This is a genomic window from uncultured Nitratireductor sp. (assembly GCF_913053745.1).
Classification (GTDB): domain Bacteria; phylum Pseudomonadota; class Alphaproteobacteria; order Rhizobiales; family Rhizobiaceae; genus Nitratireductor.
In genome coordinates this window covers 1-11,964 of sequence record NZ_CAJXGF010000134.1, presented here as the reverse complement: position 1 = coordinate 11,964, position 11,964 = coordinate 1, and the positions used below count along the sequence as shown (strand labels likewise).

Annotated in this window: 10 protein-coding genes; 8 read left to right on the top strand and 2 right to left on the bottom strand. The window is 62.4% G+C overall.

Annotated features, from left to right (window positions below):
- Positions 1-194 precede the first annotated feature (194 nt).
- Together QZ638_RS18395 and paaG are read left to right on the top strand one after the other, a co-directional pair.
- Positions 195-1,376, top strand: a complete 1,182-nt coding sequence (locus QZ638_RS18395; RefSeq protein ID WP_295813363.1) for an Mrp/NBP35 family ATP-binding protein — start codon at positions 195-197, stop codon at positions 1,374-1,376.
- Positions 1,377-1,503: 127 nt separating this feature from the next.
- Entirely contained in the window at positions 1,504-2,301 is a 798-nt protein-coding gene (gene paaG, locus QZ638_RS18390) for a 2-(1,2-epoxy-1,2-dihydrophenyl)acetyl-CoA isomerase PaaG (RefSeq protein ID WP_295813362.1), read from the top strand.
- Positions 2,302-2,330: 29 nt separating this feature from the next.
- On the opposite strand, the gene QZ638_RS18385 is transcribed toward paaG, so the two are convergent.
- Positions 2,331-2,813: a CoxG family protein gene (locus tag QZ638_RS18385; protein WP_295813361.1), complete on the bottom strand. Its 483-nt coding sequence runs from the start codon at positions 2,811-2,813 to the stop codon at positions 2,331-2,333.
- Positions 2,814-2,961: 148 nt separating this feature from the next.
- Here QZ638_RS18385 and chrA point away from each other — a divergent pair, with 148 nt between their 5' ends.
- Positions 2,962-4,179, top strand: coding sequence for a chromate efflux transporter (gene chrA / locus QZ638_RS18380; protein ID WP_295813360.1), 1,218 nt, complete (start codon positions 2,962-2,964; stop codon positions 4,177-4,179).
- A gap of 71 nt (positions 4,180-4,250) precedes the next feature.
- Here the strand turns inward: chrA and QZ638_RS18375 are convergent, their stop codons facing one another.
- On the bottom strand, positions 4,251-5,744 hold the full coding sequence (locus QZ638_RS18375; RefSeq protein ID WP_295813359.1) for a PLP-dependent aminotransferase family protein: 1,494 nt from the start codon (positions 5,742-5,744) through the stop codon (positions 4,251-4,253).
- A 161-nt stretch (positions 5,745-5,905) separates the two neighbouring features.
- On the opposite strand from QZ638_RS18375, the gene pgi reads away from it, so the two are divergent.
- From pgi to QZ638_RS18350, 5 genes are all read left to right on the top strand, one after another.
- Positions 5,906-7,546, top strand: a complete 1,641-nt coding sequence (gene pgi, locus QZ638_RS18370; protein ID WP_295813358.1) for a glucose-6-phosphate isomerase — start codon at positions 5,906-5,908, stop codon at positions 7,544-7,546.
- A gap of 212 nt (positions 7,547-7,758) precedes the next feature.
- Positions 7,759-8,697, top strand: a complete 939-nt coding sequence (murQ, locus tag QZ638_RS18365; RefSeq protein ID WP_295813357.1) for an N-acetylmuramic acid 6-phosphate etherase — start codon at positions 7,759-7,761, stop codon at positions 8,695-8,697.
- A 62-nt stretch (positions 8,698-8,759) separates the two neighbouring features.
- Positions 8,760-10,283, top strand: coding sequence for an ABC transporter substrate-binding protein (locus QZ638_RS18360; protein WP_295813356.1), 1,524 nt, complete (start codon positions 8,760-8,762; stop codon positions 10,281-10,283).
- 82 nt (positions 10,284-10,365) lie between these two features.
- Positions 10,366-11,325, top strand: a complete 960-nt coding sequence (locus QZ638_RS18355) for an ABC transporter permease (RefSeq protein ID WP_065816584.1) — start codon at positions 10,366-10,368, stop codon at positions 11,323-11,325.
- Positions 11,325-11,964, top strand: a 640-nt coding sequence (locus QZ638_RS18350) for an ABC transporter permease (protein ID WP_295813355.1), incomplete at its 3' end; no start/stop codon positions are given. The genes QZ638_RS18355 and QZ638_RS18350, both read left to right, overlap by 1 nt.

Sequence of the window (11,964 nt, the reverse complement as noted above, 5' to 3'; positions counted from 1 at the left end):
GGGAAGGGAAGGCCTTGGCAGCGAAGTCATGCGGCGATTCTCCGGTCGAGGCTACCCGTGACACGGTAAAATGCTCCATGCTGGCAACGCCTGTCCGGTTTCCATTGACGCCCCAAGATGCGTGACTACGTTATGCGCACATATGCTGGCCGAGCAGCGGCCATCGAAATTGAGACGCGAACCGGGGCAACGGAATGAGCGAAGAAATCAAGAAGGCGGTGCTGGAGCGGCTGTCGAAGGTCAAGGGGCCGGATCTGGAAGGAGACCTGGTCTCATTGGGCCTTCTGTCGGAAATCTTCGTTTCCGATGGCCGTGTTGCCTTTTCCATAACCGTCCCGGCCGATCGCGCCCAGGCGCTCGAACCGTTGCGCCAGGCCGCGGAAAAGGTTGTGAAGGAAATCCCGGGCGTCGAGACAGCCATGGTCGCGCTGACGGCGGAAGAGGCAGCGGGCAGCTCCGGCGCAGCACCGGTACGTCCGGCACCCTCAAAGGCGCAGGTGGGCAGTGTGCCGCCGCCCATGCAGGCACGCGCACAACAGCAGGCTCCGGAGCAGCCGGCTCAAAAGCCCGGCGTTCCGGGCGTCAAGCACATCATCGCCGTCGCATCGGGCAAGGGCGGCGTCGGCAAATCGACGACCACGGCCAACCTTGCCCTGGCGCTGCAGGCGAACGGCCTCAAGGTCGGGGTGCTCGATGCGGATATCTATGGCCCGTCCGTTCCCCGCCTTTTCCGGGTGACCGGACGGCCGGAACCGGTTTCGGGTCGGATCCTCAAACCGCTGGAAGGCTACGGCGTGAAGGTCATGTCCATGGGCTTCATGGTCGAGGAGGACACGCCGATGATCTGGCGTGGCCCGATGGTCATTTCCGCGCTGACCCAGATGCTGCGCGAAGTTGCCTGGGGCGACCTCGACGTTCTCGTGGTCGATATGCCGCCTGGAACGGGCGACGCGCAGTTGACCATGGCTCAGCAGGTGCCGCTGGCCGGTGCCGTCGTCGTCTCCACGCCCCAGGATCTGGCGCTGATCGATGCGCGCAAGGGGCTCAACATGTTCAAACGAGTCGACGTGCCGCTGCTCGGCATCGTCGAGAACATGAGTTATTTCCTCGCTCCCGACACGGGCAAGCGTTACGACATTTTCGGACATGGCGGTGCCAAGTCCGAGGCCGAACGGCTCGGCGTTCCGTTCCTCGGAGAAGTGCCGCTGACCATGGACGTGCGCGAGACCTCCGACGCCGGCACGCCAGTCGTGGCGTCGAACCCGGACGGGGTTCAAGCCAAGGTCTACAAGGACATCGCCGCGCGGGTCGAGGCGCATATGACCGCCGCCATGCAAAACGCTGCGGATGAGGCGCCGGCCATCATTTTCGAATAATGGGTTACGGGTAATTGAACAAAGCAATCGACTGTGTAACGTAACCTCCGTCATGGAGTGTCGCATGCCATGGGTATGTACAAGGCGTTCCGCGTGGTGATCTGCCGTTTGCTCCGGAGGATGAAGCATGAGCGTCGAAAACAATGAAACCGTTCTTCACGAGCGTCACGATGGCTGGCACCGGATCACGCTGAACCGACCTGAGAAGCTGAATTCCTTCAACGAGGCGCAGCATCTGGCGCTGCGAAACGCGCTCGAAACTTGCTCCAAGGATGAGAGCTGCCGCGCCGTGCTGCTGACGGGGGCGGGACGGGGATTCTGCGCCGGGCAGGATCTGGGCGACCGCGATCCGGCCAAGATGGAAAGCAAGCCGGACCTCGGCTACACGATCGAGAATTTCTATAATCCGCTGGTGCGCAAGCTGCGCGGCATGAACAAGCCCATCGTCTGCGCGGTGAATGGCGTTGCCGCCGGCGCTGGAGCGAACATCGCGCTGGCATGCGACATCGTGCTGGCGGCAAAATCGGCGAAGTTCATCCAGGCATTCGCGAAAATCGCCTTGGTGCCGGATTCCGGCGGCACGTGGTTCCTGACGCGCATACTGGGCGAGCCGCGCGCCAAGGCGCTGGCGCTGACCGGCGAGCCGCTCTCGGCGGAAGATGCCGCGAACTGGGGCCTGATCTGGCGTGCAGTGGAAGACGAGGCCCTGATGGAAGAGGCCGAAGCGCTGGTGACGAAGCTGGCGCACGGCCCGACCCGGGCCTATGGCCTGATCAAGAAAGCGATCCATGCCGCGCCGGGAAGCTCTCTGGATGCGCAACTGGAACTGGAGCGTGAATTGCAGCGCGAGGCTGGGCGCTCGGACGATTACCGCGAAGGTGTGGCGGCGTTCCTTGAAAAGCGCAAGCCCGTTTTCAGGGGATAGCGAGAATTTAGAGCAGGAGAGGCGCGTCCTCAGGCCGTCGGCGTTTCGGCTTCTTCCGAATTGCCGCCGGTTACCCGGGCGCTGAAATCGGAGAAGAACTGGCCGGCGAGCTTCTTGGAAGTCGACTGGATGAGGCGGCTGCCGAGCTGGGCCATCTTGCCGCCGACATCGGCCTTGGCGCTGTAGCTCAGGATCGTGGCGTCCGGACCGTCTTCCTTAAGCGATACATCGGCTCCGCCCTTGGCGAAACCGGCGACTCCGCCCTTGCCCTCGCCGCTGATCGTGTAGGAATGCGGCGGGTTGAGATTGGTGAGCTCAACGGCGCCGCTGAATTTCGCCTTGATCGGTCCGATTTTCAGCGCCACGATGGCCTCGAACTCGGTGTCCGACGTCTTTTCCAACTCCTGACAGCCTGGGATGCAGTCTTTCAGCACATCCGGATCGTTCAGCGCTTGCCAGACCGTTTCCACCGGCGCTTCGATGCGTTCTTCACCTTCGATGACCATGGCCATGGCGCTTTCCTCCTGAAACCGTGCTCCCGATCTGGCTAACTCACCGCTTGCGTCTTGTCCATCCGCTTGCGCCTCGGCAGTGTTGTCTTGCGACTGACATGTGCTGCGATTATGCGACAGCGAACCGGCTTGGCGACAAGGTAAGAGAATGAGCAATAGCGATGTGCAGAACGAGGCGAGGACAGAGACGGCGGGAACGACGGGGGAAGTGTTTCGCGTCTTTCTCAAGCTCGGCCTGACGTCGTTTGGCGGGCCCATCGCGCATCTTGGCTATTTCCGGGACGCGCTGGTCGTGCGGCACCGGTGGCTGGACGAAAAGGCATATGCGGACCTCGTGGCGCTGTGCCAGTTCCTGCCTGGGCCGGCGAGCAGCCAGGTGGGGTTTGCGTTGGGTTTCCTGCGGGCAGGTCCAATGGGAGCCGCCGCCGCATGGGCGGCCTTTACGCTGCCCTCGGCCCTGCTTCTGTTCGCTTTCGCGCTTTTCGCCGGTGCGCTCGATAATCCGCTTGGAGAAGGATTGCTCCATGGCCTGAAAATCGTTGCAGTCGCGGTGGTGTCGCAGGCGGTTTGGGGTATGGCGCGGTCGCTCTGCCCAGATCGCGAGCGCGCAGGAATCGCGCTTGCAGCCCTTGTTCTGGTGACGCTTGCGGCCAGCGCTTTCGCGCAGATCGTCGCAATTCTTTGCGGCGCTCTGCTCGGATGGCGAATGTGTCGGAACAAGGTTGGCGAGGCAGGAAAGACGGTGGCTTTCGGACTGTCGAAGCGCACCGGGATTGTCTCCCTTTCATTGTTTGCCCTGCTGCTTCTCGGGTTGCCGCTGGCGGACCAGATGATGCAAGGGCTTGCCGTATTCGACACGTTCTATCGCGCCGGCGCGCTGGTGTTCGGCGGCGGGCATGTGGTGTTGCCATTGCTCGAGGCGGGCGTGGTGGAGCCCGGCTGGGTTTCGCGGGACGCGTTTCTTGCCGGCTATGGTGCGGCCCAGGCCGTACCGGGACCGCTTTTCACATTCGCGTCCTATCTGGGCGCGGTTCTGGACTCTCCGCCCACGGGAAGCGCGGGCGCTATGATCGCGCTTTTTGCGATCTTCCTGCCGGGCTTTCTGCTTCTGATGGGCGTTGCCCCCTTCTGGGACCGGTTCCGGCAGATCGACGCGGCGCGGGCGGCGATGATGGGCACGAATGCCGCAGTGGTCGGCATACTGGCGGCAGCGCTCTACGATCCCTTGTGGACGACGGCGATCCTTTCACCGGCCGATTTCGCTCTGGCGACGGTTTGCTTTCTTCTCTTGACGGTGTGGAAGGCGCCCCCATGGATGGCCGTGGTTCTGTGCGCGCTGGCGGGGATGGGATTTGCAATTCTCTAGCGGGCAGGGGCGTTCTGCTGGAAGTCGCACTCGCCTCGGAAGCCGGTGTTCCGAGGCGGGCGATCGTTCTGCTATGCCGCCACGCGGCGATGTTCGGCGGCGGCTGCCGCCAGCTCGCGGATGCCGGGCTCGATCTGCTGCGCCGCGATGGACGAGATGCCAAGCCGCATGAACTGTGTGGCGCGCGGACGGTCGATGAAGAAACGTGCTCCAGGCTCGATCAAGACGCTGCGTCGGGCAGCGGATTTGGCAAGGACTGCGGTGTCCAGTCCGGGCGGACCTTCGAGCCACAGCGACGTACCACCGCGAATGTCGGCCGCGCTCCAGTTCGGAAGGATGTCGCCGACGGCCTGAAAGAGCTTTTCGCGCCGTTCCTCGAAGGCTGCGGAGATGCGGCGCACAAGCGTGTCGTGATGGCCGAGCGACAGGAACAGGGCCACGGCGCGCTGATTGTTTGCCGGCGGATGGCGCAGCATGAAACGGCGCAGCGCGCGAAGTTCGGCGATCAGGTCTGCCGGCGCCACGATGTAGCCCATGCGCAGGCCGGGCGCGAGCGTCTTGGACATGGAACCCAGATGCACGACGCGGCCGGTGCGGTCGAGGCCCTTGAGGGCCGCCTGCGGTCGCTCGTCGGCGAGCTGGCTGTCGTAATCGTCTTCAATCACGATCCAGTCGTTGCGCTCGGCGGCCTCCAGCAGCGCCTCACGCCGAGCCTGGCTGAGCGGCACCATGGTCGGGCAGTGATGGCTGGGTGTGGCGAAAACGAAATCCGCATCCTGCGGGATCTGGGCCACATCGATGCCCTGTCGATCGACCGGGACAGGCGAAATCTCAGCGCCGGCGAGCTGGAAGATGGAGCGTGCATCGGGGTATCCCGGATTCTCCACCGCCACCTTCTTGCCGCGACTCATAAGAAGGGTAGCCAGCATATAGAGCGCGTGCTGGGAACCGAGCGTGATCAGGATCTCGTCGGGATTTGCGAAGATGCCGCGCCGGGGCAAAAGCCGCGCCTGGATCTGCTCGATAAGCAGCGGGTCGTCGCGGTCGACCATGTCGGCGGCCCAGTTGCGGATTTCCAGCACCGCGAGCGCCATGCGGTTGCATTCGCGCCATTCGGCGGTCGGGAAGAGCGACGGGTCGAACTGGCCGTAGACAAAGGGGTAGGATGCTTTCATCCAGTCTTCGTTCTTGCGCGGCTCGGGCATCTCGCTGGCCAGAACCTGGAACCGCGTGTTCCAGTTCACGCCGTCCTTGCCGCCCTGTTTGCGGGGCGGGCGCGGGGGCGCGGCGAGCACCTCCGGGTTGACGAAATGACCGCGACGTTCGCGGGCGATCAGGAAGCCCTGATCGACAAGTTGCTGAAAGGCCAGCACAACCGTACCGCGTGCGACACCCAGCTTTTCCGCGAGAATGCGGCAGGACGGGAGCGGCATGGACGGGGCGATCTGGCGATCGAGAATGGCCGAGACGATGGCCTGGCGAATCTGTGCTTGAAGCGTCTGTCCCGATTCGGGGGAGATCTTGAACAGGCCGGTCCAAAGGGCGGTGTCATTTCTGGCTGGCATATGGCTTTCCTCTCGGCGGCGAAGCCTACCCTTGGGTCAATGCATGTCAACCCTGGTACAATTGATTGTTCCAACAAAGAAATTGATGAATGCCAGCAACCCCCTGTCCTGCCTCATTTTGTTTGCTAAAAGAACCACGTTTCTTTTTGCAGGAGGCCCCCTTGAACACGGCATTCGACAACGCGCTTGTTACGCTTCGGGAGCATCGCGCGAGAACCGCATCTTTGGATATGCGTGCTGTCTTTGCTGCCGATCCGAACCGGTTCGACCGCTTCTCGCTCTCCTTCGACGACCTGACGCTGGACTATTCGCGCGCGGCAGTAACGGAGGAAACGATCGGGTTGCTTGTGAAGCTTGCCGGGGCCGCCGGGCTGGAACAGGCGCGGGACGATATGTTTGCCGGCAAACATATTAATGTCACGGAAGACCGCGCCGTGCTGCATACGGCGCTGCGTGCCCTTTCCGGCGGTGCCGTCTACAACGATAGTGACAATGTGATGCCGGACGTACGGGACGTGCTGGAGGCGATGGACGCCTTTGCCGACGGCGTGCGCTCGGGCGCGATCCATGGCGCGACCGGCAAGGCCTTTACCGATGTGGTGAACATTGGCATTGGTGGCTCGGATCTCGGCCCCGTGATGGTAACGCGGGCGCTCTCACCCTATCATGACGGACCGCGCCTGCACTATGTCTCCAATGTGGATGGCGCGCATATCGCCGACACGCTTGCCGGGCTCGATCCGGAGACCACACTCTTCATCATCGCCTCGAAGACCTTTACGACCATCGAGACGATGACCAATGCCCGCACGGCGCAGAAATGGGTCGCAGCAAAGCTCGGACAGTCTGCCACGGGCGATCATTTTGCCGCTGTTTCCACCGCACTCGATCATGTGGCGGATTTCGGCATCGATCCGTCGCGCGTGTTCGGCTTCTGGGATTGGGTCGGCGGGCGTTACTCGCTCTGGTCGGCCATTGGTCTACCAATCATGATCGCGCTCGGCGCTGACGATTTCCGCCGTCTGCTCGCTGGTGCGGAAGCGATGGACCGGCACTTCAAAAGCGCTGCCCTTGCCGAAAACATCCCGGTCGTTCTCGGCCTGATCGGATACTGGCACCGTGTAGTCTGTGATTATCCCGCCCGGGCGATCATCCCCTACGATCAGCGGCTTGAGCGGCTACCCGCTTATCTGCAGCAGCTCGACATGGAATCGAATGGCAAGGGTGTGCGGCTAGACGGTTCGCCGGTGCTCACTCCGACGGGTCCGCTGGTCTGGGGCGAACCGGGTACGAACGGCCAGCATGCTTTTTTCCAGCTTCTGCATCAGGGCACGGACATCATCCCCGTGGAGTTCATGCTGGCGGCGGAAGGGCATGAGGCAGGGCTTCAGCATCATCACGATCTGCTTGTCGCAAATTGTCTGGCGCAGGCGGAAGCCCTGATGAAAGGCCGTACGCTGGAGGAAGCCGAGGCGCAGCTTCTGGAGAAGGGCGTGCCCGAAGCCGAAGCGAAGCGTCTGGCGCCGCATCGCGTGTTCACCGGCAACCGGCCCTCGCTCACTATTCTTTATCGCAAGCTCGACCCGTTCGCGCTTGGCCGGCTGGTCGCGCTCTACGAACATCGTGTTTTTGTGGAAGCGCAGCTCTTTGGAATCAATGCCTTCGATCAATGGGGCGTGGAGTTGGGCAAGGAACTGGCGACCGAACTGTTGCCCGTGGTGGAAGGCAAGGCCGGTGCCGGCAGCCGCGATGCGGCGACCGGCGGGATGGTGAAGCGCATCGCGGAGCTGCGCAGGGGCTGAACGCTACACCGCTGTCCATTTTAAGGTCTCGGACGCTGAGAATTTGGCGGGGCGGGTATGCCGCCGTGAGGTAAGCACTTGCCTCAATAGGAATATATTATTCTTGATCGGAATTGACTCTTGGAATTTTCAATTTTAACACTTCGATAAGGTGTGAAGCTGGCGAAACGGGAGTCCCGCCAAGCGCCATACGGGTGATTTCGGGAGACGTTATGAACGCACAGACGCTGATGTCGGAGCTTGAGAAGCTTGTGTCGGAGGGCCGCAACCCCGCGACGATGCAGATCGATCTGCAGCTGACAACCGAAATCCTCACGCTTATCAACGCTGCCGACAAGGATGTGCCGCTGGCCGTGGAAAAGGTGATCCCGGATATTTCCAAAGCTGTCGATCGGATTGTCGAAGCGTTTCAGAACGGCGGCCGACTGATCTATATGGGCGCGGGCACGAGTGGCCGGCTTGGCGTGCTCGATGCCTCGGAATGCCCGCCCACCTTCAGTGTGCCGGAAGATATGGTGGCAGGCGTGATCGCCGGGGGCGACCATGCGCTGCGGCATGCCGTGGAAGGCGCCGAAGACGATCCGGATCAGGGTCGACAGGCGCTGGCAGAGCGCGGTTTGACAGCGAAGGATGTCGTGGTGGGCATCGCGGTGAGCGGCCGTACGCCTTATGTGATCGGCGGACTGAACTACGCCAAGGAGATTGGTGCAACCACGGTCTCGCTCTCCTGCAATCCGGATTCGGCCATCGGCGCCATCGCCGACATTGCCATCGCGCCCGTGGTGGGGCCGGAGATTCTGACCGGCTCGACGCGGATGAAGTCGGGGACCGCGCAGAAATTGATTCTCAATATGCTCTCGACAGCAAGCATGATCCGCATGGGTAAGATCTACCAGAATCTGATGGTGGACGTTAACATCAGCAACCAGAAGCTTCTGGCACGTGCATCGCGCATCGTCATGGAGGCGACGGGCTGCCCAGCGGATGAGGCCGAAACGTTGCTCGCCCGAAGCGGCAATGATGTGAAGCTCGCGATCTTCATTGCATTGACAGACATGGATGTAGAAGAGGCGCGCGCAGCGCTAGAGCAGGCTGGCGGGTTTCTGCGCCAGGCAATAAACGAAAGACAGGCTCAAACTGCGAGCAGGTGAGGCAGTCATTTACGCGGTTTGCCACAAGCCGCTGGCATCAAACGCTCTCGGAGGAAAAGAATATGGAAAAGACTCTGATAAAGACCATCGCAGCGTCGTTGGCGCTTGCGGCAGCGCTTGGCACGACCACGGTAACCATGCCGGCCGCGGCACAGACGCTGCGCATGGCCTGGTCGCAGGACGCGACCGGGCTCGACCCGCACAAGCAGACGGCCTTCTCCTCGCTCAGACTTCTGGAGTTGGTCTACGAGCCGCTGGTGCGTCTCAACACAGAGTTGGAGATCGTTCCGGCGTTGGCCGAATCGTGGGAATTCTCTGAAGACGGCAAGACCCTGTCCTTCAAGCTGGACGGGGATGCACGGTTCCAGAGCGGTGAGACGGTAACGCCGGCCGATGTGAAGGCATCTTTCGAACGTGTTCTCGACGAGGCGACCGGTGCGGCTGCCCGGGCCAACTTCACCTCCATCGAAAGCATCGACACGCCCGATGAGACGACCGTTGTCTTCAATCTGTCGCAACCCGACGTGCCGATGTTGACAGCGATGGCAAGCATCAACGCCGCGGTGGTTCCCGCGAGCGAAATCGAGGCCGGCACGATCGGCACCAAGGCAATCGGCTCCGGCCCGTTCAAGCTGGACAGCTGGGAACCGAACCAGAAAGAGGTCCTGAGCGCCAATCCGGATTGGGCCGGCGGCGAGGTCGGTGTTGACGGTATCGATATCTCCGTTCTGCCGGACGAGACCGCCATACTGGCGGCGCTGCGCACCAAGCAGGTGGACTTCGCGCTGATCAACGATCCGCTTGTCGCGACGCTGGTGCCGAACGAGGCGAGCCTCGAACTGAGCCGCACACCGGTTCTGGCCTACCACGTGCTGCAATTGAATCCGTCGCGCGAGCCAATGACGGAGCTTGCGGTGCGTCAGGCGATCTCCTGCGCCATCGACCGCCAGGACGTGCTCGACACCGCGCTTCTGGGCGAAGGCGCTGTAACCGGCCCGCTCACCATGCCGGCCTATCGCTCGGATCCGGCTTCGCTGTTTTGTTATGAACGCGATCTGGAGAAGGCAAAGGCGCTGATGGCCGAAGCAGGTTACGAAGACGGCTTTTCCGCGACGGTGATCGCCGCCACGGGCGAGCCGCCCACAGCGGCTGCCGAAGCACAGGTGATCCAGTCGCAGCTCGCCGAAATCGGCATCGACCTCGACATCAAGATGATGGAGCTCAACGTCTATGTGGACACCTGGCTGAAGGGCGATTTCGACATGGCGGTGGCGCTGAATGGCGGCCGGGCCGATCCGTTCTCCATGTACAACCGTTATTGGACCAAGGCCGGTAATCTGCAGCATGTCGCGAACTATATCGACGATACGCTGGACAGTCTGATGCAGGAAGGCCGTGAAGAGACGGACCCGGCGAAGCGCAAGGAAATCTTCTCCAAGTTCGAGGCGCATCTTGCGGAGGTTTCGCCGTGGATCTGGCTCTATACGGGCTACACCTACACCGCGCAGCGGCAGAACGTGGAAGGCTTTGTGCCCTCTGCGACCGGCACGCTGTTCGGCCTGACCGAGGTGACGGTCGGCGAGTGATTGTCAGGCGGGATACCGCGCCGGGAATTGAAGGCGCGCGCATGAGACGATCGCAGTTGGAAGGACACGGGGTGAAAACTTCATGAATTACCTGGCCCGAAGGCTGATGACCTTTCCATTGGTCATGCTCGGGGTGTCCATCCTCGTCTTCGTCTCGATCCGGCTGGTGCCGGGCGACGCCATTACCGCCATGCTGGGAACCGAGGCCGGGCTTCTGACGCCCGACCAGCGCGCAGCGCTCGAAGCCTATTTCGGCATCGATCAGGGCTGGTTCACGCAATATTGGCGCTGGCTTGCCGGTGCGGTTCAGGGCGATCTCGGCGTGTCCGTGACCTTCGGCAAGCCGGTGCTCGACGTGATCTTGGAACGCTTTCCGCTGACGCTGGAACTGGCGCTTCTCTCCATGCTGATTGCGCTCGCCATTGGCCTGCCGGCGGGCATCTTCGCCGCCACGCGCAATGAAAAGCCTTCCGATCTCGCCGTGCGCATCTTCGCGATGATCGGCCAGTCGACGCCGAACTTCGTGTTCGCGCTTCTGGCGATCTATGTGCTGTCGGTCGGTTTCGGGGTGCTGCCGGCCATGGGCGAGTTCACGCCCTTCCTTGAAAATCCACTGCGCAATCTGGGACAGATGATCCTGCCGGCGCTGACGCTGGGCTTCGCCTTCGCTGCCGCCGTGACGCGCATTTCGCGCTCGGCCATGCTCGACATTTTGAGCGACGATTACATCCGCACCGCGCGCGCCAAGGGCGTGCCGGCGCGCAAGGTGATCTGGCGGCATGCGCTGCCCAACGCGCTGATTCCGGTGGTGACGCTGAGCGGCGTCGAGTTCGGCTATCTGCTGGGCGGCGCTGTGATCGTGGAACAGATCTTCGCGCTGCCGGGCCTCGGGCGCATGGTGCTCGACGCCATCCTGCAGCGCGACTACGCGCTGGTGCAGGGCTCTGTCCTGTTCATCGCGCTCAACTTCATGATCGTGAATCTTCTGGTCGATCTCGCCTATGCGATGCTCGACCCGCGCATTCGGCTGGGGGCAAAATAATGCAGTTGCTGCGCGCCATTTTCAGCCATTCGAGCGGCCGCATCGGCGGCGCCATCGTTGGGCTTTACATCATCATCGCCATTCTCGGGCATCTCGGCATCACGCCGCATGACCCGCTGATGCAGTTCCGCGTCGACCGCCTGCACGCGCCCGACGCCACCTACTGGATGGGCACGGACCTGTTCGGCCGCGATGTGGCGAGCCGCTTGATGCTGGGCATCAGCCAGTCCTTCATCGTCGCTTTCGCCTCGGTGGCGCTGGCCGCCGTGGCGGGCATCGTGCTCGGTCTTGCGGCCGCATGGTTCGGCGGCTGGTGGGACGGCACGATCATGCGTTTCATGGACGTGCTTCTGGCCTTCCCGGCGATCCTTCTGGCGCTGCTCATCATCGCAATCGTGGGGCCTGGCACCTGGACCAGCGTGATGGCCATCGCTATCGTCTACACGCCGATCTTCACCCGCGTGGTGCGCGGGCCGGCGCTCTCTCTGAAGACGCGCGACTTCGTGGACGCCGCGCGCACTTTCGGTTCGAGCCGCAACTACATTCTGACGCGCCATCTGATGCTGAACCTCGTCGCGCCGCTGACGGTGCAGGTGACGCTGGCGCTCGCATGGGGCCTTCTGACGGAGGCGGGCCTGA